The 24,190-nt window shown below is 48.0% G+C and carries 24 protein-coding genes and 6 tRNA genes; 12 read left to right on the top strand and 18 right to left on the bottom strand.

Annotation, left to right across the window (positions count from 1 at the left end; all coding sequences use genetic code 11):
• Positions 1-140 precede the first annotated feature (140 nt).
• From rplA to ACFQNF_RS02425, 9 genes are all read right to left on the bottom strand, one after another.
• Entirely contained in the window at positions 141-836 is a 696-nt protein-coding gene (rplA, locus tag ACFQNF_RS02465) for a 50S ribosomal protein L1 (protein WP_046351546.1), read from the bottom strand.
• Positions 837-1,268, bottom strand: coding sequence for a 50S ribosomal protein L11 (gene rplK, locus ACFQNF_RS02460; RefSeq protein ID WP_046351545.1), 432 nt, complete (start codon positions 1,266-1,268; stop codon positions 837-839). It lies immediately after the preceding gene.
• 82 nt (positions 1,269-1,350) lie between these two features.
• Positions 1,351-1,884 (bottom strand): transcription termination/antitermination protein NusG, encoded by a 534-nt coding sequence (gene nusG, locus ACFQNF_RS02455; protein WP_046351544.1) that lies wholly within the window; start codon positions 1,882-1,884, stop codon positions 1,351-1,353.
• Positions 1,885-1,911: 27 nt separating this feature from the next.
• Complete coding sequence (gene secE, locus ACFQNF_RS02450; RefSeq protein ID WP_380185854.1) at positions 1,912-2,265, bottom strand: preprotein translocase subunit SecE; 354 nt, start codon at positions 2,263-2,265, stop codon at positions 1,912-1,914.
• Positions 2,266-2,333: 68 nt separating this feature from the next.
• Positions 2,334-2,409 (bottom strand) — tRNA-Trp (locus tag ACFQNF_RS02445).
• A 48-nt stretch (positions 2,410-2,457) separates the two neighbouring features.
• On the bottom strand, positions 2,458-3,648 hold the full coding sequence (gene tuf, locus ACFQNF_RS02440; RefSeq protein WP_380185852.1) for an elongation factor Tu: 1,191 nt from the start codon (positions 3,646-3,648) through the stop codon (positions 2,458-2,460).
• A 41-nt stretch (positions 3,649-3,689) separates the two neighbouring features.
• A tRNA-Thr gene (locus tag ACFQNF_RS02435) sits at positions 3,690-3,764 on the bottom strand.
• 14 nt (positions 3,765-3,778) lie between these two features.
• Positions 3,779-3,852: transfer RNA gene (locus tag ACFQNF_RS02430), tRNA-Gly, on the bottom strand.
• 60 nt (positions 3,853-3,912) lie between these two features.
• Positions 3,913-3,998 (bottom strand) — tRNA-Tyr (locus ACFQNF_RS02425).
• Positions 3,999-4,427: 429 nt separating this feature from the next.
• Between ACFQNF_RS02425 and ACFQNF_RS02420 the strand changes: the two genes are divergently transcribed.
• The 4 genes from ACFQNF_RS02420 to ACFQNF_RS02405 all read left to right on the top strand — a co-directional run bounded on the left by ACFQNF_RS02420 (position 4,428) and on the right by ACFQNF_RS02405 (position 5,920).
• Positions 4,428-4,503 (top strand) — tRNA-Phe (locus tag ACFQNF_RS02420).
• Between the two features lie 54 nt (positions 4,504-4,557).
• Positions 4,558-4,633, top strand: a tRNA-Phe gene (locus ACFQNF_RS02415).
• 175 nt (positions 4,634-4,808) lie between these two features.
• Complete coding sequence (locus ACFQNF_RS02410; protein ID WP_380185851.1) at positions 4,809-5,510, top strand: GntR family transcriptional regulator; 702 nt, start codon at positions 4,809-4,811, stop codon at positions 5,508-5,510.
• Between the two features lie 44 nt (positions 5,511-5,554).
• Positions 5,555-5,920, top strand: a complete 366-nt coding sequence (locus ACFQNF_RS02405) for a hypothetical protein (protein ID WP_380185850.1) — start codon at positions 5,555-5,557, stop codon at positions 5,918-5,920.
• Positions 5,921-5,973: 53 nt separating this feature from the next.
• Here ACFQNF_RS02405 and pdxY read toward each other — a convergent pair whose 3' ends face one another.
• From pdxY to ACFQNF_RS02380, 5 genes are all read right to left on the bottom strand, one after another.
• The gene (gene pdxY, locus ACFQNF_RS02400) at positions 5,974-6,828 is read right to left on the bottom strand and encodes a pyridoxal kinase PdxY (RefSeq protein ID WP_380185849.1); all 855 of its coding nucleotides are present in this window, start codon (positions 6,826-6,828) and stop codon (positions 5,974-5,976) included.
• Between the two features lie 144 nt (positions 6,829-6,972).
• Entirely contained in the window at positions 6,973-8,250 is a 1,278-nt protein-coding gene (tyrS, locus tag ACFQNF_RS02395; protein WP_380185848.1) for a tyrosine--tRNA ligase, read from the bottom strand.
• Between the two features lie 34 nt (positions 8,251-8,284).
• Positions 8,285-9,517 carry an amino acid permease gene (locus ACFQNF_RS02390; RefSeq protein ID WP_380185847.1) on the bottom strand — a complete coding sequence of 411 codons (1,233 nt, stop codon included), beginning with the start codon at positions 9,515-9,517 and terminating at the stop codon, positions 8,285-8,287.
• A 120-nt stretch (positions 9,518-9,637) separates the two neighbouring features.
• Entirely contained in the window at positions 9,638-11,551 is a 1,914-nt protein-coding gene (locus ACFQNF_RS02385) for a pyridoxal phosphate-dependent decarboxylase family protein (RefSeq protein WP_380185845.1), read from the bottom strand.
• A gap of 36 nt (positions 11,552-11,587) precedes the next feature.
• The gene (locus ACFQNF_RS02380) at positions 11,588-13,069 is read right to left on the bottom strand and encodes an amino acid permease (RefSeq protein WP_380185843.1); all 1,482 of its coding nucleotides are present in this window, start codon (positions 13,067-13,069) and stop codon (positions 11,588-11,590) included.
• A 410-nt stretch (positions 13,070-13,479) separates the two neighbouring features.
• Between ACFQNF_RS02380 and ACFQNF_RS02375 the strand changes: the two genes are divergently transcribed.
• Entirely contained in the window at positions 13,480-14,559 is a 1,080-nt protein-coding gene (locus ACFQNF_RS02375; protein ID WP_380185842.1) for a class I SAM-dependent methyltransferase, read from the top strand.
• A gap of 315 nt (positions 14,560-14,874) precedes the next feature.
• On the opposite strand, the gene ACFQNF_RS02370 is transcribed toward ACFQNF_RS02375, so the two are convergent.
• Positions 14,875-15,792, bottom strand: a complete 918-nt coding sequence (locus ACFQNF_RS02370; protein WP_380185840.1) for a LysR family transcriptional regulator — start codon at positions 15,790-15,792, stop codon at positions 14,875-14,877.
• Between the two features lie 193 nt (positions 15,793-15,985).
• On the opposite strand from ACFQNF_RS02370, the gene ACFQNF_RS02365 reads away from it, so the two are divergent.
• A complete protein-coding gene (locus ACFQNF_RS02365) occupies positions 15,986-17,326 on the top strand; it encodes an MFS transporter (protein ID WP_380185838.1) in 1,341 nt (446 codons plus the stop codon).
• 51 nt (positions 17,327-17,377) lie between these two features.
• Positions 17,378-17,794: a DoxX family protein gene (locus tag ACFQNF_RS02360; RefSeq protein WP_380185836.1), complete on the top strand. Its 417-nt coding sequence runs from the start codon at positions 17,378-17,380 to the stop codon at positions 17,792-17,794.
• A gap of 287 nt (positions 17,795-18,081) precedes the next feature.
• On the opposite strand, the gene ACFQNF_RS02355 is transcribed toward ACFQNF_RS02360, so the two are convergent.
• Positions 18,082-19,347, bottom strand: coding sequence for an Hsp70 family protein (locus ACFQNF_RS02355; protein ID WP_380185834.1), 1,266 nt, complete (start codon positions 19,345-19,347; stop codon positions 18,082-18,084).
• A 157-nt stretch (positions 19,348-19,504) separates the two neighbouring features.
• On the opposite strand from ACFQNF_RS02355, the gene ACFQNF_RS02350 reads away from it, so the two are divergent.
• From ACFQNF_RS02350 to ACFQNF_RS02330, 5 genes are all read left to right on the top strand, one after another.
• Positions 19,505-20,110 carry a flavin reductase family protein gene (locus ACFQNF_RS02350; protein ID WP_380185832.1) on the top strand — a complete coding sequence of 202 codons (606 nt, stop codon included), beginning with the start codon at positions 19,505-19,507 and terminating at the stop codon, positions 20,108-20,110.
• Between the two features lie 15 nt (positions 20,111-20,125).
• Entirely contained in the window at positions 20,126-20,509 is a 384-nt protein-coding gene (locus ACFQNF_RS02345) for a Rid family detoxifying hydrolase (protein WP_380185917.1), read from the top strand.
• Between the two features lie 35 nt (positions 20,510-20,544).
• Positions 20,545-21,162 (top strand): class I SAM-dependent methyltransferase, encoded by a 618-nt coding sequence (locus tag ACFQNF_RS02340; protein WP_380185830.1) that lies wholly within the window; start codon positions 20,545-20,547, stop codon positions 21,160-21,162.
• Between the two features lie 112 nt (positions 21,163-21,274).
• Positions 21,275-21,709 (top strand): CoA-binding protein, encoded by a 435-nt coding sequence (locus ACFQNF_RS02335; RefSeq protein ID WP_380185916.1) that lies wholly within the window; start codon positions 21,275-21,277, stop codon positions 21,707-21,709.
• Positions 21,706-22,470 carry a DUF3658 domain-containing protein gene (locus ACFQNF_RS02330; protein WP_380185828.1) on the top strand — a complete coding sequence of 255 codons (765 nt, stop codon included), beginning with the start codon at positions 21,706-21,708 and terminating at the stop codon, positions 22,468-22,470. Before ACFQNF_RS02335 ends, ACFQNF_RS02330 begins: the two co-directional genes overlap by 4 nt.
• 201 nt (positions 22,471-22,671) lie before the next feature.
• Here ACFQNF_RS02330 and ACFQNF_RS02325 read toward each other — a convergent pair whose 3' ends face one another.
• Positions 22,672-23,487 (bottom strand): DUF2145 domain-containing protein, encoded by an 816-nt coding sequence (locus tag ACFQNF_RS02325; RefSeq protein ID WP_380185826.1) that lies wholly within the window; start codon positions 23,485-23,487, stop codon positions 22,672-22,674.
• A 12-nt stretch (positions 23,488-23,499) separates the two neighbouring features.
• Positions 23,500-23,943, bottom strand: a complete 444-nt coding sequence (locus ACFQNF_RS02320) for a hypothetical protein (protein WP_380185824.1) — start codon at positions 23,941-23,943, stop codon at positions 23,500-23,502.
• Positions 23,944-24,190: the final 247 nt, after the last annotated feature.

The raw sequence follows: 24,190 nt of genomic DNA, 5'->3' as shown, positions 1-24,190 counted from the left end.
ACCGTCTGCGTAGGCTGGCTTTTGGGAGCCGGATTAAGCCACAAGAAAACTCATGGCACCTACGGTCTTTGACAACCTTGGCAATATTCCGCCAAGCCCAAAGTCGACGGGATCAGTCGTCAGACTGACCCCATAAATACTTAAGCTACTACCGAAGCGGTTTCGACGCGAACGCCTACACCCATAGTGCTCGATACAGCGATCTTCTTAAGGTATACACCTTTTGAAGAAGCTGGCTTAGCTTTTTGCAGCGCATCAACCAACGCCAACAAGTTTTCTTTCAGATCAGCAGCTTCGAAAGTTGCGCGACCTAGAGTAGCGTGAACGATACCACCCTTGTCAGTACGGTATTGAACTTGACCGGCTTTAGCATTTTTAACTGCTTCAGCAACGTTCGGAGTTACAGTACCGACTTTCGGGTTAGGCATCAGGCCACGTGGACCCAAGATCTGGCCTAATTGACCAACAACGCGCATTGCATCTGGAGAAGCAATAACAACGTCGAAGTCCATATTACCGGCTTTAATCGATTCAGCTAAGTCTTCGAAGCCAACGATTTCTGCACCAGCAGCACGAGCAGCTTCAGCATTTGCACCTTGTGCGAATACAGCTACGCGAACTGACTTACCCGTGCCTTTAGGCAATACAACAGCGCCGCGAACCACTTGGTCCGACTTACGTGCGTCAATACCTAAATTAACAGAAACGTCGATCGATTCGTTGAATTTAGCAGTTGCAGCAGCTTTAACGAGCGCAATTGCTTCGTCAATAGCGTACAGCTTGTTAGAATCAACAGTTGCGTTCAGTGCCTTCAGGCGCTTAGATAGCTTAGCCATTTACACACCCTCCACGGTCAGACCCATCGAACGAGCGGAACCAGCGATAGTACGCACTGCTGCGTCGATATCAGAGCCAGTCAAGTCAGCATTCTTGGTCTTAACAATTTCTTCAAGCTGAGCACGAGTCACAACACCAACTTTGTCAGTATGTGGCTTAGCGCTACCCTTAGTGATACCAGCAGCCTTTTTCAGCAAGATCGTTGCTGGTGGGCTCTTCATCACGAAGGTGAATGATTTGTCTGCAAAAGCAGTGATAACTACAGGAATTGGCAGACCTGGCTCGATACCTTGAGTGGCCGCGTTGAATTCCTTACAAAAATTCATAATATTCAGACCACGTTGACCCAAAGCTGGACCAATCGGTGGTGATGGATTTGCTTTACCAGCTGGCACTTGCAGCTTGATATAGCCAATGATTTTCTTAGCCATTTAAAACTCCTAAATTCGGGTCAAACGCGAGTAAAAAACTCGCTCCCCTACCAAAATGCCCTAGGGCATTACACTACACAGATCAGGTTTTTTCGACCTGTGCAAAATCGACTTCAACTGGTGTTGCGCGACCAAAAATAAGCACAGACACTTTGATCCGGCTTTTGTCATAATCAACATCAACAACAGTTGCATTGAAATCAGCAAACGGGCCTTCAGTAACACGAAGCTCTTCACCCACTTCAAACAAGATTTTCGGACGAGGTTTCTCAACCCCTTCCTGAACCTGTTGAAGCATAGATTTAACTTCACGCTCAGGCAAAGGTGTAGGACGATTACCCACACCACCGATGAAACCACTAACCTTAGCCGTACTCTTAACTAAGTGCCAGGTTTCATCACCCATTTCCATTTCAACAAATACATAACCCGGGAAGAGTTTCCGCTCGGTCAGCTTACGAGTGCCGGCCTTCACTTCCATCACTTCTTCAACAGGCACCAAGATCTGACCAAACAAGTGCTGCATATCAGCACGTTCAATCCGCTCAATCAGCGCCTTTTGCACACTTTTTTCAAAGCCGGAATAGGCGTGTACCACATACCAACGCATAGACATTCAGATACTCCGCTTTCCCGTTTACTTTTAGCCACGACCTAAAATCAGATCATAGAATACCCATGTCAGACCAGAGTCGACGCCCCACATAAAGAGAGACAACACCCCTACGAACAGGAATACAACGCCCGTCATCTGCCAGGTTTCTTTACGAGTCGGAAACACAACCTTCTGCGCTTCTTTTATCGAGTCGCGCGCGTAATCTACAAACACACGACCTGGACCCGAAAACCATAGCACAAAACCTGCAAGTGCCAAACTAAGCACTACAGGCAATGAACGAACGACCCCTTGATCAGTTGGAACCAGGTAAAACCCAGTAACACCCAATGCAACCAGCAGCAGTGATGCTGCGATCTTGATTTTGTCGATGCTAACCATTTGTCCGATTCGGAAACTTGGATAAAACAGAGCCGTTCCCTACGGAAACGGCTCTGATGTCTAAACCGTGGCAGGCGAGGAGGGTGTCGAACCCCCAACCCCCGGTTTTGGAGACCGGTGCTCTACCAATTGAGCTACTCGCCTACGGGAGGGCAGAACTATAACAATTCAACCCTCTTTTGTAAACCTCTTTTATTCAATAACTTTTGCAACAACACCAGCACCAACAGTACGACCACCTTCACGAATCGCGAAGCGCAGACCCTGCTCCATCGCAACCGGAGCAATCAGACTAACAGTAACTTCGACATTATCACCAGGCATTACCATTTCAGTACCTTCCGGCAAATCAACCGAACCCGTTACATCTGTAGTACGGAAGAAGAACTGTGGACGGTAGCCATTAAAAAATGGAGTGTGACGACCACCCTCATCTTTCGACAACACATACACCGAACCTTCAAACTTAGTGTGCGGAGTGATCGAACCCGGCTTTGCCAGAACTTGACCACGCTGAACATCTTCACGCTTAGTACCACGAAGCAATGCACCGATATTATCGCCAGCCTGACCTTGATCAAGCAACTTACGGAACATTTCAACACCAGTACAAGTCGTCTTAACCGTTGGTGTAATACCAACGATTTCAATTTCTTCACCCACCTTAACAATACCGCGCTCAACACGACCAGTCACCACAGTACCGCGACCAGAGATTGAGAACACATCCTCAACTGGCATCAGGAACGCGCCATCAACAGCACGCTCTGGCAATGGAATATACGAATCCAAAGCATCTGCAAGACGGAAAATCGAAGGCTCGCCGTGCTCAGATTGATCGCCTTCCAGCGCCATACGAGCAGAACCAACAATAATTGGCGTATCGTCACCAGGAAAATCATATTTACTTAGTAGCTCACGAACTTCCATGTCTACCAATTCAAGCAATTCTGCGTCATCAACCAAATCAGCCTTGTTCAGGTAAACAATGATGTATGGAACACCAACCTGACGAGCTAACAAGATATGCTCACGAGTTTGCGGCATCGGGCCATCAGCAGCAGAACAAACCAAGATCGCGCCATCCATCTGCGCTGCACCTGTAATCATGTTCTTAATGTAATCTGCGTGACCCGGGCAATCTACGTGGGCGTAGTGACGTGTTTCTGTTTCGTACTCAACGTGCGAGGTATTAATTGTAATACCACGAGCCTTTTCTTCAGGCGCACTATCAATCTGCGAATAATCTTTTGCTTCGCCACCAAACTTTTTCGACAAAATGGTCGAAATAGCCGCTGTTAATGTGGTCTTACCATGATCAACGTGACCAATCGTACCAACGTTAACGTGGGGCTTCGTGCGCGTAAATTTTTCTTTTGCCATGATATTTCCTATCTCGAGAACTTGAAAATATACCAAGCGATTGGAGCCGTTGGCGGGAATTGAACCCGCGACCTCTCCCTTACCAAGGGAGTGCTCTACCCCTGAGCTACAACGGCACGCTAATCTTTTTTGGAGCGGGTGAAGGGAATCGAACCCTCGTCGTAAGCTTGGAAGGCTTCTGCTCTACCATTGAGCTACACCCGCATTATTTTAATCCAACCTTACAACCTCTACGCAGACTCTTCACTACGCATACTATTATTCTGGTGGGGGGGGAAGGATTCGAACCTTCGAAGGCTAAGCCGCCGGATTTACAGTCCGGACCCGTTGACCGCTGGGGTAACCCCCCCGACAAGAGAAGCGCATTCTAGGCAAGGTTCTTTCTTGCGTCAAGCCCGGCACTTGAACATTTTCAAACTTATCGCTAAGCGTCTTATACAAAAAAAGTTAATTTCATTTAAAAACAGCGGCTAAGCGCGATCGACGAGCTTATTTTTATTTTCAATTTTTTATAGCACAAGTAATTCAAACACTATAAGCCGCCCAGAAGCGCAGACAAATTGATGCAATAGACCAAGGATTTTAACTTTGCCCCATTCCCAATCACAAAACATAAGCACCCATACTTGCAAACTGCACAACGGGCAGCTAGAAAATGTCGCGATTCCAAGCGAACTAATTGTATATAGCGAAATATAAAAATTCAGCTACTTTAGAATATTATTCATAATAAAGGTTGACGACTCATTACAAATGGGCTTTAATAGCGACCTCTCAGCGGCCTGTTAGCTCAGTTGGTAGAGCAGCGGATTGAAAATCCGCGTGTCCTTGGTTCGATTCCGAGACAGGCCACCAAGTTTTTATAAGATCAGATTGCTAGAATCTGGTTGGCTTTAAACCGCTTTATGCGGCCCGTTAGCTCAGTTGGTAGAGCAGCGGATTGAAAATCCGCGTGTCCTTGGTTCGATTCCGAGACGGGCCACCAGTTATACAAGAACGGCTCCAATGCAAATTGGGGCCGTTTTTCATTCCATTTTCCAAATAGCTCCCCTCTATTATTTGTTGTTATTGCCTGTGGCATCGACGACGATTACGCTATCATGTTTGCTTCTTGCAATAGCTGTCATTGCGCTGTATTAAAAGCGAATATATAAAAACCCATGACAAACAGCACAACCCTTTCAGATCAAATGGTTAAAGCCATTCGCCGCGACATTTTACTTGGTACTTTTTTACCAGGTGAAAAGCTGCAGATGAATGAACTAAAGCAACATTATCAGGTGGGTGGTACGCCTATTCGTGAAGCTTTGGTGCAGTTGGTCTGGCAACATTTTGTGGTGATGGAGCCACAAAAGGGCTTTAGAGTTGCGCCTGTATCACTCGATGAATTGCGCGATATTCTGGCCACCCGGCGTGCCATTGCTGGCTTAGCCTTAGAAAAAGCCATGCAGCGTGGAGATGAGGAATGGGAGCTGAGCATTATCACCGCTTTCCATCGCATGGAGCGCATTCAATTAGATCAGCCTGGCGTGGATTACGAAGAATGGGGCGAGCGCCATATGGGCTTTCATATGGCCCTTATTAAAGCGTGCAACTCACCCATGATGCTTTCCACCTTAGAAAATATTTATAATCAGCTAGAGCGCTATCGCCATATCTGGCTCAATGGTGAATTAGACGAAGTGACTCGCTACCACGATCATGGTGAACACAAAACGATTATGGATGCAGTGCTGGCCAGAGATTTGAAGCAAGCCTTGCTGCTGATTGAAGCCCACTACCAGCATGTGATTGATTTAGCAGAATCGTTAAGCCCGGAGAAGTTTTCTGAAAGAGTGAAACACACCCCAGTCAGCGCCTAAGCCTTGCACCACTTCAAATACCACTTCGATTAAAAAGATAAGAAATGAGAAAGATTGCTTTATGTTTGGCCTTATTTTTATCTGCCTGCGGCTCATCCGAGGTTGACGATGCCAGCGACATTATCAAACAAACGCTCAAAAAGCCGAAGAGCTTCGCGCTCAAAACCGGAGAGGTCATTTGGCAAGGTAAGCTGGCAGGTCAGCAAAATGCTTTTATTGTTAAAATAAAATACACCGCAATGAATGGCCTAGACGAAACCATAGACGAGTGCAAATACGTGGCGTTTTACACGAAAGATGGCAGCAATCACTGGCAGGAAAACGGCGGGCTGGAAAACTGCATTGCAGCGGGCGGCAAGGAAGAAGAAAACGCTTTAGTCATGCTTAGAAAAATCAATTCATTCAAATAAATACTGAGACAAAAGCTTCCCACCCTGGAAAACTTTTGCTCAAGATGGCTGTACTAAAGCCTAATTGCATGCAAAGAATGGCTTGGCCTTGTGTACTCTTCCCTTGCTGCAACCACAGCCAGCTCGTAACGCGACTGGCTGGCGGTTTCCAGCAGTACACCATACACCGCCGCCGTAGTGTGCTCTAGCGCAGCTGAAATAGATTTTCCAGCCAGTAAGCTAGCTAAGAACAGCGCCGAAGTCATATCCCCTACCCCAACCGGCTCTTTATCAAAAGCAAGAATAGGGCGGCGAATCAGCCAAGCTTCGTCTTGGCTGAGCGCCAGCATCTCAAAGCTAGCTGGATCCTTGCTCTGATAATGCAGATGTTTAATCAAGATTGTTTGTGGCCCCCTGGCCAGCACCTCGTGGCAAGCCGCCACAATCTCGGCGAGGCTACTTAATGAGCGGCCCACAATCATTTCTAATTCAAGCTGATTTGGGGATACGATATTCGCCTCTGGAATCGCTTTTTCAATCAGAAACTCCGCCACGCCGGGCGCCACAATGCAACCCTTGAGCGGATGGCCCATCACTGGATCGCAGTGGTAGATCGCCAGAGGGTTGGCCGCTCTCACCATCTGCAAAGCCTCTAAGATATGCTTGCCCTGAGCTGCGCTACCGATATAGCCAGACAATACCGCATTGCACTGAGCCAGCTGCCCTGTTAGTGCAATACCTGCTGTTAGCTCGCTAATCTGCGCTTCTGGCATCACCATGCCAGCCCAATGGCCGTATTGCGTGTGATTAGAAAATTGCACGGTATGCAATGCCCAAACATTCGCACCCATGCATTGCATAGGGAACACTGCAGCACTATTTCCTGCATGGCCAAATACCACATGTGATTGAATAGACAAAATATTCATATGAGATCCAATAGTGAAATAGCTGCATAAAAAAATCACCACTCCCGAACACAGCGAAAGTGATGATTTAATGGGCCGATCAGCAGTGATGCATAAAAACTCAACAAATACACCTCTGCCCAGCACTTACCTTCTAAAAAGCAATTACTTCCAAACAATCAGGCAATGATTCTTTTTGCCGCGTCTAAGCAGAGTGTAACGGCTAAAACGATGATCAACCATGCCCATATGGTAAGTAAGATCGCTGATCTTCTGGCCATTAATACTTACCGCATCGCTTTCAATAAAGCCACGCGCTTGGCTTTTGGAGCTAGCTAATCCAGATTGAACCAGCGCATCAACAAGGCTTGTTTCGGTATAACCCAGCTCAATATGATCCACGCCATCTAGTGCTAATTGCTGGAAATCGCTTTCAGTTAAAGCACTTTGATCTTCTGCAAACAGATTCTGGCTAATGCGCTTAGCCGCCTCCAAAGCCGCCTTGCCATGTACTAACTCCGTAGCATGATCTGCCAAAATACGCTGTGCGCTTGGGGCTGCGCCGCTAGCACGATCTGCCGCTTCAATGGCATCAATTTCAGCCAGAGTCATAAAGGTAAAGTACTTCATAAAGCGGTAAACATCGTCATCCGATGTGGTCAGCCAGAACTGGTAAAACTTGTAAGGCGAGCATTTACTTGGATCCAGCCAAATGGCATTGCCTTCGCTCTTACCAAACTTAGTACCATCTGATTTAGTAATCAGCGGCATGGTAATGCCAAACACCTGCTGCTGATTCATCCGGCGAGTCAGATCAACCCCTGCCGTAATATTGCCCCATTGATCAGAGCCGCCCAATTGCAGCTGGCAATCATGGCTCTTATTTAATACTGCAAAGTCATAACTTTGCAGCAGGCTGTAGGCGAACTCGGTAAATGAAATACCCACTTCATCACGGTTCAGCCTTTGCTTTACCGATTCTTTATTAATCATGGCATTCACGGAGAAATGCTTGCCAATATCGCGCAAGAAGCTCAGCACATCCATGCCTGCAAACCAATCGTTATTGTTCACCATGGCTGCGCTATTGGCACCACAGTCAAAATCTAAGAATGGCGAGACTTGCTTGCGAATCTTATCCACCCAGCCAGCAACCACATCAGGCGTATTGAGTGAACGCTCAGTGGCTTTAAAGCTAGGATCACCAATCATACCGGTCGCGCCGCCCACCAAAGCCAAAGGGCGATGGCCTGCCATTTGAAAACGCTTTAAAGCGAGCAAAGGTACAAGATGGCCCAGATGTAAGCTATCTGCCGTTGGATCAAAGCCACAATAAAGCGTGACGGATTTCTGCGCGAGGATGGCATCGAGTGCTGCTGCATCGGTTACTTGCGCAATCAAGCCTCGCTCTTGTAACTGGCTAATTAAATTTGATTCTTTCATAGCATGCTCCATCTAAACAATAAGTAAGTGGGGATCAGCAAATCGGTAATAAATTCTGCATTTTCATAATTTGAAAAACAATGATGCACAAGCCCATCGTCGTCACGGTACAAAATGAGCAGGCATTGCCAGGAACTCGCCAATCCGCACTGTATGTGGTTTGCCTGCGCAATTTATATAGCGCCAGAGCTGGGAATAAAATCGCCAGTATGGATAGGAAAATAGCGGCAGCCCCCAGCGCTAATACAAAGCCTTCTGGGTAAATCCATGCAAATACAAACGGTGGAAGATAAGTGGCCAGAGCCGTAATTAAGCGATCATGCTTAGAATCTTTCCAACCAATACTGCTTGCCACCGAATCAAATAATCCTAAGGAAACGCATAAATAGGAGGTAAATAAAGCGATCGATGAAAACAAACTAATTAAACTAGGTATCCAGCGATTACTGGTGCTTGCATGAATAAAATCAAGAAACATGCCCACCGAGCCTTGGTTTTCCGCCAGCGTCAGAAAGCTATTCTCCCCCATTCTGGGCACGAGGCCGAGACTGCAATATTCCCAAATGCCGTAGACCAATAGCGGAATAAGCCCGCCAAGGATAAAAATATTGCGCAGCGTTTGTGGCTTATCACGGCCAATATATTTCACCATGCTGGGGATACTGCCATGAAAACCAAATGCCGTAATAAACACCGGAAATGCAGCATAGATATAGCGGCTAGAATCTTGCGCGCTATTTAAATTACCTTGATTAACATAAGGCTGAATGGTGATGGCCATTACAAAGAAGATAAAGACATTCAAACTAAATAACACACGATTAACACGATCCACGGCTCCCGTGCTCATATAGACAATAGAGCCGATTAGCAGGGTAAAGATCGCCGCAACGACGGCAGAAGGGACATCGATTCCCAAATACTGTTTAATATTTGAGGTATAGGACGAGGCAGCACCAGAGATATACGCACCAGAAAGTGCATATAAAAGCAGTAATAAGGAGGCGTTGATAATCCACAAACCTTTGTTGCCGAACAAACTTTGTGCCATTACATCAAAACCACTGCCCTCAGGAAAGGCCAGTGAGACTTCCAGCAGCATCAGCGCGGTATAGGTCATCAGCAGCCAGATACAGACCAGTGCAAGGCTAGCGTAGGTGTAGCCCATTCCAGAGGAAACCAGAGGCAAAGCCAGCATTCCTGCTCCCAGCATGGTGCCGGAAATCAGCAGCGTAGCGCCCACCGCTTTGTAGTTAATCGCAAACATAACCCAACCTTTTAATCATCCCGCACAAATAAGCGGATTGATCTGATAATTAACTTGAATAGAAACATTGATCTCTTCGATGGCAAAAAACCCACCTCGGCTGAGGCGGGTTTCTTTGCATTAAGCAGCTTTTAATTGATTGGCTTCTTTGACTTCCATATCGATGATATGGCCTAGTTTTTCTGCGAAAATGGCACGCAGATTAGTCCAGTAGTCTTCAAAGCCTTGTGGATCACGCAAGAAGTGAGTCATCACCGCAGCACGCAAGATGTAAACGCTTTGGGTTTTATCCCACTCTTTGCGGCTAAAACCACGGCTTTCAGCGTAAATCCAAGGGGTGTCCCCGTATTCGCCAAAGGCGAGCGAAGTCGATGAAGTCAGGAAATCATTGCTATAGGTGCGGCCCGATGAGTAAGAGCACACTTCATACATGCGTTGATTCAGACGGTTATGGTCTTCTAGGCTTGGATTGCCGATTTCCTTAAAGGTGAAGTTCACCATATGGAAATCTGGGTGCATCAATGGGCGCAATTCAAAGCGGCGATTACCCACCACGATCGGCTTTGCCATGGCTAATTTTTGCGCAAACCAATCGGCAGTCACAATACCGCGACCAATGACCTTGCCGTAGCCTGAAATATTCAGTGGCACTAAGCGATGCGCTGCCCATACTGCCGCAGCGGTTGCACCGGCTTTAGAGCCTTCCATAATGGATGAGCCCAGCACCACATTTTGCTCTTCACCCGCATCATCGGCTTCTTCAAATACATAGGCCGCGTGGTAGGAGATCAGATCAACAATGCGCTTGTCTTTCATACATACCGCACCGGCAGCGTATTGAATAAAGCCAGCTTTGTGCGGGTCCACCGTAATCGAATCGGCTTCAGACATCGCTTTAAAGCCTTCGTACACCGCACGTTTAGGCCAAGTTACGCCTTCAGGGATAATATCTTCGGCGCGATAACGGGCAACGAGTGCATCGTATTCCATGAATTTGCTGTTTTCATCAAGGAACATCGCGCGGACATAACCACCGTAAGCCGCATCAACGTGAACATAGAAAGACACGCCGAATTTTTCTTCACATTCACGGCGTAGCTTGATCACTTCATCTACTTGATCAATCGAGCCTTCTTCTGTTGTGCCCACTACAGCCACCATACCGAGGATAGGCGTACCTTCTTCGATCAATTTAAAGGTAATGGCACGCATGGTTTCAACGTCGGTGCGATAGTTTTCATCCACTGGCAGCGGAACAATATGCTCTTGACCAATACCCATCACATCCATGGCTTTCATCCATGAATAATGCTTAGACATTGGCACAAGGAATTTACCCAGCTGGCCTTGTTTAACACCGACACCACGTACAGTCAGCGCACGCACTTCTTCAAACAGGCCACGTTTTTTCAGCTCGTCAGACAAATCCAGAATGGCTGTTGGTGACATATTCAGTAATTGCTTTTCGCTCATGCCAGCCACTAAATCTTTGGCTTTTTCGTGTTGAGCAATGGCTAAAGGCAGAGATTTCAGATTGCGAGCAACCCAAACGCCTTCGTAGTTAGCAACCGTACCGCCAGAAGTAATATGGCCCCATGATTTTTGGACGTCGTAACCAAACATCGCACACAGATCACGGCCTGCTTCTAATTCAAGCTCAGTCGTAGTAGGCGACGCTTCATGCGCACAGTTGTTTGGGTTGTAAAGCATGGTCATCACATAAGCGATATTTGAAACCATCAAAGTATCGGCATTCATGTGGCCCAAATAACGCGGCGAGAACCAAGGCACTGAAGTGGTTTTTAGCTTGGAAGACAGCTGACGCAAAATGCCTTCGGTGCGATAAAGCGTATTACGGAAATCAGGCTGATGCTGATCCATTGGGGTAAGCAAAGGAGCATCTTCTGGGTGAAAATCTGCACGCCAGTGAATATGCTCATCCACCGCATAATCGACCATTTCTTTAAAGAATTCACGGTTTTCTGATTTTGGGCCTAGAAACAGCGCATCAACATTCATTGTGGTTTTAAACATTTTGAACTCCTGATTAATTTAATTTTGAGCCGGCGCTTAATGCGCAGCAGCGTGTTGTTCGTCAAGGGCTTCTTGCTTGGCGGCCTTACTTGCGGCCACAACTTGCAGTTTTTCCGCTTGACGTAATTTGTCTTTTTGGCCGTAGGCATAGACAAGGAAGGGAATCACAAGCATCACGATCAGACCGATCAGCTGGAACATGAAGTAACCCGATGAGGAGCCTTTAAAGCTGCCAGGTGGAATAAACGCAAGGTAAGCAGCCAGCAGCGACATCACAAAACCCATGCCGGAAACGATCCACATGCCTAAATTGCCACCGGGCACTTTAAAGCTGCGTTCAATATCTGGGCGTTTGTAACGAAGCCAGATGGCTGCGGCAAACATGAACAGATAAGCCACGAGGTAAACCAGACCAGTAAGCCCCATCAACATAAAGTAGAAGTTATCTACATCAGGGATCACGGTGATCAACACACCCACCAAGCTAATGGCAAGCGCTTGGATAATGACCAAGGTAACGGGCACGCCGTGCTTGTTCGATTTTTGCAAGAAGGCAGGTAATGCACCTGAATTAGCCGTAGCTTGCAGGCCACGTACAGGGCCAAGCACCCAAGAATTAACCTGACCAATGAGCCCTAAGGCAATGGATAAGCCCATCACCGGAGCGAGCCAAGGCATGCCCCACTTAGTGAAGTAGAGTTCAAACGCCTGCATCAAACCGGCAGTCATTGAGATCTCTTCTTTAGGAATGGCCACGAAGATGGCGGCAGAGCCAACAACCGAGAGGAAAACCATGATGATCGACACCAGAATGATGGCAATCGGATAATTACGTTTCGCGTCTTTAATTGAAGACACATTCGAGGCAGAGACTTCCATCCCCATTACAACGAAGATAAAGCCGATGAACAGACCTAAAGTACCGGCATCGCTAAAATGCGGGATCATATTCGACATGCTAAAAGACACATCGGTCATGATGGGATTGCCGCCCAGCACATAAGCAATACCGGCAATAATCAGCACAATCCCTGGCAAGAACACACCCAAGCTCACACAAATAGTGGAAACCCAGCCCAGTGTTTTAACCCCTTGCAAATTCACCAGCGTGCAACCCCACCACACCACCAGAATCATTCCCAACATAAAGAACTTATTGGTCGCCAGCGCCGGATCAACCACATAGGCGATGGTAGCGGCGATGATCATGATGATCGACGTCATACCAAATACCATTTGAATCCACTGCATCCAAACGGCGACAAAACCTAAACGCTCGCCAAAGGCTTCACGTACCCAGATAAAGATCCCGCCATCTTGTGGCCACGCTGTTGCCAGCTCTGCGGCAACTAAGGCAGTAGGAACCAAGAACAACAAGGCCGCAGCCAGTGTTAAGAAAATTGTCATCATCCCTGGCTGCGCAGTCATAGGCAGCGTACGGACGCTTACTACAACGGCAGCGGTGATCATGACAAAGGTTGACACCCCAATTTTGGGGCTAGCTTCAGTACTAGACATGCTTGGCCTCTTTGTCGAATATTTCAGTAATTTCGAAATATTTTATATTTTCGACAAAAAAAGAGGATTGACTGAGATCAACAATCTGTAAGCAAATAGTGCATTGCCATGTACTAACAATCAGAGTATCAAACGATGTCCAAGCAAAAAGCGTATAAAACAAACAAATAAATCATTTAAATACAAACACTTAATTAAAATACATCATCGGTAAATTCTGATAATTCCGTTTGTTTTTACTGTAAGAATTAAGCCAAAATACGCAGCTAGCGATCGATACCATCCCAACTAAAAGGCGTAAAAAAACCCTCAGCAAGAGGGTTCCAAGTGTTTGATCTGTCTACAGGCAAGTATGCAACTGGTAGAATCGCCCTCTTAGCCAAAGCTTTGGCCTTATCAATAAAGAATATATGTCTGCAAGCCCAATAGATTTGATTGACTTTGCCGCGCTAAATTTGCTGCGCTACCCAGCAAAGCATGCTAAAGATTTACGTGCATGGGATGCGAGTGATGAATACCTTGCAGAATTTATTCGTGCGGATGCACCAGCGCTGCTAATCAACGATGCTTTTGGCGCGCTACATTGTGCCGTGGGCGTAAACGCGTTTCATATCAATGATTCTTGGTGCTCACAGCACGCCATTGAAATCAATAGCCAGCAAAGCTTTACGCCCTACTCTGGCCAAGCGCTGGCCTATGGCCTTGTTAAGCTGCCCAAGTCTTTGTCTTTATTTGAAGCTCAGCTGCAAGAGGCAGCGAGGCATTTAAGCGAGCCGCTCACCTTACATTTCTCAGGCATGCAAAAGCACGTCAGCAATGGGCATTTAGACATTATTAAATCTTGTTGCGATGACGTTGAATACCTGCCTACGCAGCGAAAGGCGCGCATGTACAGCGCCCGCCTGCGACCAAGCCAAAAAATCGCCACGCCCTATCTGCAAGCCGTGCCCGAGCTAGGCCTCACACTCCACAATGCACCAGGTGTTTTTGCCGAGCAAAAAGTAGATATAGGCTCACGCTTTTTTATCGAGCATTTCGATCGCTTGCCAAGCGCAGAGACCGTTGCCGACGTGGGCTGCGGCAATGGCCTGCTATCCCTAGCCTTCCACCGCCTCCACCCCAAGGCCGAATTACATTTATTTGATGAATCTTTAGCAGCAGTAGAATCCGCCCAACTCAGCTTTGCCGCCAATTTTCCAGACGCTAGCTGCCAAATCCAGCACAGCGATGGCCTCTCTAGCGCGGTAGCAGACAGGCAAATTTTTGACTTAATCCTGATCAACCCACCATTTCATCAGCAAAACACCGTCACCACCGATATTGCACTCAGCATGTTTGCCCAAGCCAAGCAATGCATGAGCAGCACTAGTGAATTATGGATAGTGGCTAACCGGCACTTAAACTATCAGGCCGCGCTAAAGAAAAACTTCAGACAGATTGAGCTAATCGCGCAGAACGCCAAATTTGTGATTATCAAAGCGAAACAATGAAAGGCTAAAACCTAAGATCTGTAGACACGGAGAAAACCTTAAAAGCAAGTAAAACCTAAGGTCATGCAGGGCGTGTAGATTTTGTAGGGCGGGTGAAACCCGCCGGACTTTGGCATGACAAGCTAGGAAATCGGCGGGTTTCACCCGCCCTACGAATAACACGCCACCCGCAAACGTAAGTACGATCAAGCTGTGCCCACCCCACAAAGGCCAATCAGCCAAACCGTCTTGCCGCTTCCACTGCCAGTCCTGCCGAATAAATCACCTTCTACATGGCGGGCATTGGTGGTAAAAGGCTTTGAGTTAGCCCATCTATCAGAAGTGCATCGAACTCCACTTTTGCCTCCCCACATACTCTCGGATAAAGTCAGCAACTCCTTGAGCTGCTGGCGACAAGGGCCGCTCTTTCTTAGTCAGCAGATAAAACTTTCGACTAAGCTGGGGTGCTAGCAGCGAACGTGTTTGCAAATTATAGAGATCAAGGAGCGAAGTGGCATACGGCAAACAGATTGTCACCCCAAGTCCGGCAGCCACCATACTGAGGGCTGTGGTCATAAAGGTTACCTCAACATCAGGAGTCAGTGTCAGAGTACCCGATGCGGCCTGCAAATCAGCGCTTAACCGTTGTGTATATTCTCCTTGCAACGCAATCAGCGGGTAGCGGGAAATATCTGTCCAGGTCACAGAGCTCTGCGTACCTAGCGGGTGATCCGGTGGAAATACCGCGACAAAAGGAATTTCAAACAAACTGTGTGCCGTGATTTCATGTGACGCCTCCCGTTCTGGCCCAATGGCGAAATCAACTTCGCCACTATGTACTTTTGACTGCACCGCTTCCACTGCGCAGTCCGACAAACGAATCTGTACTGCTGGGTATTGCTTATTGAATGCAGCAATGATTTCGGGCATCAGCGTACAAGCCATCAGCTGTGGTGCAGCGACTCGGACCAAGCCACTCTTCAAGGTCTTCAAATCACGGATAGCGTGAAATGCTTCATCAAGATCCTGCAGGACTCGGATAGCCAAAGGCAAGAATTCACCTCCAACCTCGGACAGCTGCACTTTGCGTGTGCTGCGATAAACCACCTGCACGCCTAAAGTATTCTCCAGCTCCTTAATCAAACCACTCAGTGCCGACTGGGTGATGTGCAGTTGACTTGCTGCTTCAGTAAAGCTTGCTGATTTGGCAACAGCCACAAAAGCACGCAGTTGTCGCAAAGTTACATTCATCATATTTTCTGATATATCCACAATAAAAAAATGATTGAATTATCAATAGAATTAACTTCTAATTAATTTGGCTATAAAAATTCGTGCAATATTTTTAAGCGCCTTTAGGAGACGAAACAATCATGATTCATCCCCATTCCAAGAGCTTCCCTACAACCAGAACACTGATGTTACCCACCATCCAGGATGCCGCGTCATGAGTAGCCAGCCCCTTATCAACATCCCCGAGTTAATCGACGCAAACAAGATTAGCAGCACTCAGATGTGGATTATGATCATGATTGGCTTAACTGTGCTGATGGATGGTTTCGATGTACAAGCCATGGGCTATGTTGCACCGGCTATTATCAAGGAGTGGGGCGTTAGCAAAGCGAACCTCGGACCAGTATTTGGTGCTGGGCTCTTGGGCATGTTAGTTGGCTCGCTGGCGCTCAGCACCTTGGCCGACAAGATTGGCCGCCGCCCCGTCCTAATCTGGGCAACAATTTTCTATGCCGTGTGCACGCTTGCTACAACACAAGTCACCACAATCATAGAGCTGCAAATCATGCGATTTATGACGGGGCTAGGGCTTGGTGCAATCATGCCCAGTGCGCTGGCACTAGTGGGAGAGTTCAGCCCAAAACGAAAAAAAGTTACACTGATGATGCTGGTCTCCTGCGGGTTTACCCTAGGTGCAGTGCTCGGTGGGCTACTTTCATCCATGATGATTCCAGCGCTAGGCTGGCAATCGGTATTCTACCTTGGAGGCATTTCCCCCTTAGTTATAGCGGCCCTGATGTACTTCTTTTTGCCAGAATCGATGCAGTTTTTGATAATCAAGGGCAAAAAACTAGAAAACGTCGCCGCTACCCTGCGCAAGATCGACTCATCTGTGCAAATCGACTCTGAGAGTCGCTATGTCATACCCGAGAAAAGACAAGGCGGCGCGCCTGTCGCTGAACTTTTCCGTGAGGGACGAGCTAAAGTAACCATCCTACTTTGGGGGGTGAATTTTATGAACCTCCTCAATCTATATTTTCTTTCAAACTGGCTACCGACCGTAGCCAACAGTGTGGGGCTTTCCACCTCTATGGCGGTGTTGATTGGCACAGCTCTGCAGGTTGGGGGGGTGCTAGGCACAGTTTTAATGGGGCCGGCGATTGATCGCATCGGATTTTTTAAAGTACTAGTTCCGTCGTTTGCAATCGCAGCATTTACTATCGCAATGATCGGCCAATCGACCGCTTCGCTACCCTTGCTGTTCCTTGTAATTATAGTAACTGGCTTTTCCATAATCGGCGGGCAGCCTGCGGTCAATGCACTTGCTGCCACCTACTACCCAACGACCCTACGCTCAACGGGAATTGGCTGGAGTCTAGGCATAGGCCGCGTCGGCTCGATTGTTGGCCCAGTGTTAGGAGGGGAGTTAATCCGACTCAACTGGTCCTATAGTGACATTTTTCTCGCCATGGCTGTGCCCACGATGGGATCTGTATTGATGCTGCTGCTCATCGCTAGGGAGCTACCGCTGACCATCATTAGTCAAAAACGGTAAGTACGCCTCTATCGACTTACGAAATATTCACGAAACTCAGCAGGAACACTAATGACGCACCAACACTCCGCATTGAGCCTTATGATTGGGCGTACCTTAATGGGAGTCTTATTTTTCGTCTCAGGCCTCAACAAAATAGGACAATTTACAAGTATCGCAAGTTTTATGGCATCCAAAGGCCTGCCTGCTGCCGAAGTACTACTGGCAGCCACCATTGTGTTAGAGGTGTGTGGTAGCCTGGCACTGATTGCGGGCTGGCGAGTACGATATGTTGCATGGACCTTGCTGATATTTACTGCGGGGGCCGCCGTAATTTTCCATGCTTTCTGGGCAGCAGAAGCAGCTACCTACCAAAATCAGCTGAATCACTTTCTGAAAAACGTCGCCATCATGGGGGGGCTGCTCTGCCTTAGCACTGTGGGCTCCGGATCGTGGGGCATTGATGAACGTAAACCAGAAAAAGAATGAACTTCTCCCCTACTCACTTTTTACTTATCTACTGATGTTACGCAAGCATCTAGACAGAATGGGAGCTGTAGCTTATTAAAAAAATCACAACCCATTGATTTTTCGTTATCGCAGCGTGACATCAGTTAAGTAATGCACCATAAATCACTTTGAATAAGCAAGGCCCCTAGCAGTAAGCCCTCGTAGAACCGTAACGCATTGGCACATCTACTAATATGCCAAAAGTATGGATAAAAGCCCCTCTATGCGGAGGGCATTCGTGGCAAGGGGTTACCACAGAGCAACCATCAGCCAAACCGCCTTGCCGCTTCCACTGCCAATCCTGTGCCGATACTGCCAAATAAATCACCTTCTACATGGCGGGCATTAGGCAATAATGCACCGACTTGGGCACGCAGTAGTGGCACGCCGCTAGAGCCGCCGGTAAAGAATACGGTATCGACTTGCTCAACGGTGATGCCTGCGGTGTTTAATAGCTCAGTGACTGTTTTTTCTACCGTATCCACCAAGCGAGAAATCGAATGATCAAAATCGGCGCGGGTCAGCTCATGAGTCAGATCGTCTTCTAATCTATCCAGCAAGATCGTGGTTTTATCGCTGCTAGAGAGTGCAATTTTGGCGTCTTCAACTTGCAAGGCCAGCCAGTGCCCGGCGCGTTGCTCGATCAGGCTCATCAAGCGATCCAGCTTATCGCGCTCCATTGCATCGCGATAAACATCGGCCAGATCACTCCAAGAGCGGCGGGTGTAGGCAAAGTTAATCGTGTGCCAAGTGGCCAGATTAAAGAAGGTGCCCGAGGGGACTTCCGAGTTATTCTTTAGCCGCGTTTTATAGCCCAGTAAGGGCATTACGCCAGCAAGGCTCAGCGCTTTATCAAAATCTGTGCCGCCAATATGCACACCGGCGCTGGCTAATAAATCATCGCGGCGATCTAGAAGCTTTGCACGCTCTGGCGATAAACGCACCAACGAAAAATCCGAAGTACCACCGCCAATATCCACAATCAGCACCAGCTCTTCTTTTTGAATACTGCACTCGTAATGAAAAGCGGCCGCAATCGGCTCAAACTGAAAACTAATTTCCTTAAAGCCTACTTGATAGGCAATCTCGGCCAGCGTTTTTTCGGCTTGCGCATCGGCCGCCGCATCGTCATCAACAAAATGCACAGGGCGGCCAAATACCGCCTGCTCGAAAGGCCGACCCGCCGTGGCTTCAGCGCGAAGTTTTAATTCACCAATATATTTGGCTAATAAGCCACGCAGCGGTATGGCACGGCCATTTACTTCGGTTTGCGCGTCGATCAGGCTGCTGCCCAACAGGCTTTTAAGTGAGCGCATCAAGCGGCCTTCGTAGCCTTCTAGATACTCGCCCATGGCCGCGCGGCCAAAGCAAACCGAATCTTCTTCGGCATTAAAAAACACCATCGAAGGCAGTGTGGCCTTGCCATCTTCCAAAGAAATCAGCGTGTTGTGGCCGGGGCGAACCCAGCCCACCGTAGAATTAGAAGTACCAAAATCGATGCCGCAGGCACGAGCAAAATTAGGAGTAGTCACAGGCCTGTTCCGGACGGCAAAAAGGGGCGTAATTCTACCCGCCAAAGGCGAACAAAACAATTTCGAATCATCGTCTTATCTTTTAATATTTGTATTGAGTTAATCAGATTTGCCCCCATTTACGTTCAATACTTAAGCCAGAATGAGCAGCACAAGCATGGAATTAACCATTTCGGCACTTTCGCCCGATGAAAAATACGCACTCATCAGCGATTGTGTTGTACCACGCCCTATTGCATGGATTAATACCCAAAGCGTCAATGGCATCGTTAATGTAGCGCCTTTTTCTTACTTTAATATTGTGTCTAATGAGCCCATGATTGTTTCGGTGAGTATTAATCGCCGCCACGATAATGCCCTGCTTAAAGATACTGCGCGCAATATTTTGCAAACGGGGGAATGCGTGGTTCACCTGCCATCGCGCGGACACGCACCACAAGTGAATGCCAGCGCGGCCGCTTTTGCCCCAAATGAAAGCGAAGCTACCGCCCTTGGGCTAGCCCTTACGCCATCCACCGCCGTAAAACCACCCCGCCTTGCCGATTGCGGTATTGCGCTGGAGTGCCGTCTGCATATGCATGTGGAAGTCGGCGATCCGGTTGTGGCTGATTTAATTTTGCTGGAAGTGATACACATTGGCGTGGCGGATGATTTGCTCAGAGACGGGCGCATCCACCCCGAGCCACTCGATCCGCTCTCCCGCCTTGGCGGCCCAGACTACGCCGTAATTGGTGAGCGCTTTATTATTCAGAGACCTAAATAAATGAGCAAATCCAATATGAACAAAACCATTATCCATAGCAACAACGCACCCAAAGCTGTCGGCACGTACTCGCAAGCCGTCAAAATCGGCAATACCGTGTATTTATCCGGCCAGATTGGCCTCGATCCTGCCAGCGGCATTCTGGCCGAAGGCTTTAATGCCCAAACGCATCAAGTCTTTCAGAATCTGCGTGCGGTATGTCAGGCCGCAGGTGGCGACTTGCAAAATATAGCTAAGCTAGGTGTATTTGTTACCGACCTAAGCAACTTTGCAGCCCTAAACGACATCATGGGGCAATATTTTACCGAGCCCTACCCCGCCCGAGCCGCCATTCAAGCCGCAGCGCTACCTAAGGGTGCACTGGTTGAGGCCGATGGGGTGATGGTTTTAGATTTGTAACTCCCCGAAATAGATGCGGATCACTGGAGGCCCTGATGCAAACAAAATCCCATTGGGAGCAGGTTTATTCAAGTAAGGCGACCGATGCAGTCAGTTGGTTTCAGGAGCACGCCGAGCATTCTTTAAAGCTGATTCAAAAAACGGGCCTGCCGCTATCCGCAGCGATTATTGATATAGGCGGCGGCGCATCGACGTTGGTCGATGATTTATTAGCAAATGGCTATCGCAATCTCACCGTTTTAGATCTTTCTGCTGCGGCAATGGCAGCGGCTGCAAAGCGCCTTGGAAGCCGCGGCCTCGATGTAAAGTGGATCGAGGCCGATATAACCCAAGCCCCGCTACCAACAAAGACCTACGATATTTGGCACGACCGTGCTGTTTTTCACTTTTTGACTTCAGAAGCAGAAAGGCAAGCCTATGTCGCAGCGGTACTTGATGCGGTAAAACTCGGCGGGCATGTCATCGTCGCCACTTTTGCGGAAGACGGCCCCACACAATGCAGCGGCCTACCCGTGATGCGCTACAACGCCACCGATCTACATTCTGAATTTGGCACTCCTTTTGAGCTGGTGCATCACGACAAAGAAGCACACCACACCCCTTTTGGCACCATCCAGCAATTTGTGTACTGCTACTGCCGCAAAGTTTCTTAACAATAAGCTTACGCAGTCATTGTATAAAACGGGTTTTCTCCGTGAAACTTCGTGTTCTCAGGGTCCTCCGTGGTTCAAGATTTGGGTTTTCACTGCGTAGCATCACTAATCAATCACCCTCTGGAGAAAAGCTATTTTCCAAAATCCTAGTGACAAAGCCATCCGCCAGTTTCTACTCAGCATCCACCGCATCGCCGTAGTGGGCCTTTCGCCCAAGCCCGATCGACCAAGCTTTGCTGTGGCCAAAGTGATGCAACAGGTGGGTATGCAAATTGTGCCGGTGCGCCCTTTTACCGAAAGCGTACTGGGCGAGCCGGCTTATGCCAGCCTGAGTGATGTGCCGGACAAGGTAGATTTGGTGAATGTGTTCCGAGCCGCAGATCAAGTCGACGCGATTGTGGATGAAGCCATCGCCTTGCAGATCCCGGCAATATGGATTCAGCAGGGCATTATTAATGAGGCAGCGGCAGAACGCGCCCAAGCCGCCGGGCTGTTTGTGGTGATGGATCGATGTATCAAGATTGATTATTTGCGGCTCTGCCTGTGAGCTGCCATCTGGTCTTAGGGGATTTTGCCGCAGATATTCTGCGGGAGTTGCTTGGCCCCTATGCCGATATCCGCATCCACAGGGATGACTTAGCACTTGGCCCGCTGGGTGATATCGATCATGTTTACCCCGCAGCCAGAATTCAGTTTTGGAATGAAGTATTCCCACTATCCAGCTTTGACTTTAGCGATGTGCTCCCCGCAGGCAACGCTCAGCTCGCAGCTCTGCCACAAGACCTTACTTTATGGATAGGCACATCTTGTGGCGAGGCGCTTTTGCTGCGCCGCTTAGCATGGTGGCGAAATCAAACGGGGCAAAATTTTAAGCTGATTATTCCTGACACCTCAGGAGTCGTCAGCTATATTGCAGGTCAAGTACCACTCAGCCTGCTTCGCCCCGAGCAAATCGAATCGGCCAATAGCGAACTCGTTCCTCTCGCCCAATTACAAAAATTAGCGCAAGAATGGCAAACGCTGTGCCAGCAAACCAGTATGTTTCGTGGCTGGAATGGGCAGACGTTTCAACATCTGGGCGAAACCGTGCTCGACGCCGAAATGCTGGCTTTAATCACCGACAACTACTTGCCTTGCCGCCAGATTGCAGGGCTTTGGATACAGGCTAGCAAAGACTTTTTTCGCAGTGACGTATTAGCCATGTGGCGCTTACGCTGCTTGGCGGCGCAAGGACTGATCGAAATGGAAAGCCACCCCGATCAGCACGATTTATTTGCTTTTAAAGTGCGTAAAAATTTTATTAAATAAAAAGCCGCAGCTCCAGCTCTGCGGCTTTTCGTTTTTCATAGGGGGTGAAACGACGAAGTCGTTACGCAGGCGGTGCGCAAGAAAAGCACTTGCACACCCTATGAATTCATCTGCTTTTATATTTGTCTTTATCCAACTCAATCTCTCTAGGGTCTGTTGACATTTCATTCACAATTGCCGCGAATGAAACGTCAACAGATCCTAGCGCAATTCCGGTAATTTTTTCGCTACGACTAAATAGCTACGACTTTCCGGAAGAGCTTGCTGCACAAAATTCACGATTGAATCAACGGTTACCGTATCAATTTTCCCCGCCATCCGCCGATCCGTTGGATGATCGTCAAAAGCGATATTGGCGCGAAACACCCGCCCACCCAAACGTTTAAAGGTATTTATTTTTAGTTCGCTAGGCTGGTAATTCATCAATTTCAACCATTGCTGAGCTTGAGCACGGCTGCGGATATCCAGATCACGGCTCATTGCCGACGCCAAACCTTCTAGCACCCATTGATTTGAATTTTGATACCGCGTGGAAAACGGATAGGCCAGCATATTGTATTTGTTGCCATGCAATTGCTCCATTTTGCTTTGCTCGCTTAACCAGGATTGCAGCTTATCTTGCACAGCAATAGATGGAACAATAATCAAGGAATCATAGGCAAAAGGATCATCCATAAAAAAATTAGCCAAGCCTTCACGCCATAAATCCGATTGCACCGTGCCGCACTGATTTAATAAATGCATCACCCGCCATTGGCCCTGAGCGCCAGGGTCGCGCCAAACAAAGCCTAGATGAGAAAACCGTAAATTGTAAGCCGATAAATCTTGGCCTACCCGCGCAATCAGCGCCACTTTAGGCTTGATTTCATCCAGCTGCTGCATGCTGGCGTAGCCTGCGGCCATCGCCTGACGAAATGCCTCAGCATTAGGCGGCGCATCCTGGCACGCACGCCCAGCCCAGACATGGCTCATTAGCAGACTGGCGATCAGCCCAAGCAGCCATTGATTCGAGCGCATGCAAACATCCCCTTATTGGGCAGAAATTTTGGATTGGTGCAGCAAAGACATCCCTATTTCATTGGGAATAAACGCCACTAATTTGCCCGAGGCAATCAAAGCATAGCCAGTGCTTTCAACGGTCGTTTTAATCGATGTGCCCACGGCAATGCCTAATTCTTTAAGCATGGCTTCGCTGACTTTCACCATATAACGACTGCCATCACTCACCCGCTCAATCGTCAGCATGCTCGCCTCTGCCGCTACCTTACCCACGCCTACCACCGTAAAGCCCACTCCCAAACCCAATGCCGCCGAGGCTTCAACAGGCTTACCTTCTAGCGACAATACCGGCGAAAGCACCACAGACATCAAACCACTTTGCAGTATTTCACTCCCTTCATTGCGAGCCTGTGCGGGGGCTGTAAATAAACAACTGGCTAGCAAGATTGCAAATAATAAAGTTGGTTTTAGCATTTTTATAATCCTTTTAAAAAGACTTTAGAAAACACATAAATGAATAAAAATGTCAGCTTTGTAAAAAACATGCGGGAAGCATCTATATAAATCAAGTCATGCTCTGACACAAAAAATTAGTGTATTGCACAATTAGCCGATCATATACAAACTAAAACCCATACAGGCATCCCCTTAAATTCGCCAGGCAAAGCTTAGCATGTAATTTTTTTCTTATTCACGCATTGCCTTAAATGGCCGCTAAGTT

Origin of the sequence: Iodobacter arcticus (assembly GCF_042664895.1) — a bacterium.
GTDB lineage: Bacteria > Pseudomonadota > Gammaproteobacteria > Burkholderiales > Chitinibacteraceae > Iodobacter > Iodobacter arcticus.
This window is presented reverse-complemented; position numbering and strand designations above follow the sequence as displayed.

Excerpts from the sequence above, each read along its gene's own strand:
- ACFQNF_RS02385 (WP_380185845.1), bottom strand. The coding sequence starts at position 11,551 with ATGTTTAAAACCACAATGAATGTTGATGCGCTGTTTCTAGGCCCAAAA.
- pdxY (WP_380185849.1), bottom strand. The coding sequence starts at position 6,828 with ATGAATATTTTGTCTATTCAATCACATGTGGTATTTGGCCATGCAGGA.
- tyrS (WP_380185848.1), bottom strand. The coding sequence starts at position 8,250 with ATGAAAGAATCAAATTTAATTAGCCAGTTACAAGAGCGAGGCTTGATT.
- ACFQNF_RS02375 (WP_380185842.1), top strand. The coding sequence starts at position 13,480 with ATGTCTGCAAGCCCAATAGATTTGATTGACTTTGCCGCGCTAAATTTG.
- ACFQNF_RS02390 (WP_380185847.1), bottom strand. The coding sequence starts at position 9,517 with ATGTTTGCGATTAACTACAAAGCGGTGGGCGCTACGCTGCTGATTTCC.
- ACFQNF_RS02350 (WP_380185832.1), top strand. The coding sequence starts at position 19,505 with ATGGAATTAACCATTTCGGCACTTTCGCCCGATGAAAAATACGCACTC.
- nusG (WP_046351544.1), bottom strand. The coding sequence starts at position 1,884 with ATGTCTATGCGTTGGTATGTGGTACACGCCTATTCCGGCTTTGAAAAA.
- ACFQNF_RS02410 (WP_380185851.1), top strand. The coding sequence starts at position 4,809 with ATGACAAACAGCACAACCCTTTCAGATCAAATGGTTAAAGCCATTCGC.
- ACFQNF_RS02365 (WP_380185838.1), top strand. The coding sequence starts at position 15,986 with ATGAGTAGCCAGCCCCTTATCAACATCCCCGAGTTAATCGACGCAAAC.
- ACFQNF_RS02380 (WP_380185843.1), bottom strand. The coding sequence starts at position 13,069 with ATGTCTAGTACTGAAGCTAGCCCCAAAATTGGGGTGTCAACCTTTGTC.
- ACFQNF_RS02405 (WP_380185850.1), top strand. The coding sequence starts at position 5,555 with ATGAGAAAGATTGCTTTATGTTTGGCCTTATTTTTATCTGCCTGCGGC.
- ACFQNF_RS02360 (WP_380185836.1), top strand. The coding sequence starts at position 17,378 with ATGACGCACCAACACTCCGCATTGAGCCTTATGATTGGGCGTACCTTA.
- ACFQNF_RS02370 (WP_380185840.1), bottom strand. The coding sequence starts at position 15,792 with ATGATGAATGTAACTTTGCGACAACTGCGTGCTTTTGTGGCTGTTGCC.
- rplK (WP_046351545.1), bottom strand. The coding sequence starts at position 1,268 with ATGGCTAAGAAAATCATTGGCTATATCAAGCTGCAAGTGCCAGCTGGT.
- tuf (WP_380185852.1), bottom strand. The coding sequence starts at position 3,648 with ATGGCAAAAGAAAAATTTACGCGCACGAAGCCCCACGTTAACGTTGGT.
- ACFQNF_RS02340 (WP_380185830.1), top strand. The coding sequence starts at position 20,545 with ATGCAAACAAAATCCCATTGGGAGCAGGTTTATTCAAGTAAGGCGACC.
- ACFQNF_RS02325 (WP_380185826.1), bottom strand. The coding sequence starts at position 23,487 with ATGCGCTCGAATCAATGGCTGCTTGGGCTGATCGCCAGTCTGCTAATG.
- ACFQNF_RS02320 (WP_380185824.1), bottom strand. The coding sequence starts at position 23,943 with ATGCTAAAACCAACTTTATTATTTGCAATCTTGCTAGCCAGTTGTTTA.
- ACFQNF_RS02345 (WP_380185917.1), top strand. The coding sequence starts at position 20,126 with ATGAACAAAACCATTATCCATAGCAACAACGCACCCAAAGCTGTCGGC.
- secE (WP_380185854.1), bottom strand. The coding sequence starts at position 2,265 with ATGGTTAGCATCGACAAAATCAAGATCGCAGCATCACTGCTGCTGGTT.
- rplA (WP_046351546.1), bottom strand. The coding sequence starts at position 836 with ATGGCTAAGCTATCTAAGCGCCTGAAGGCACTGAACGCAACTGTTGAT.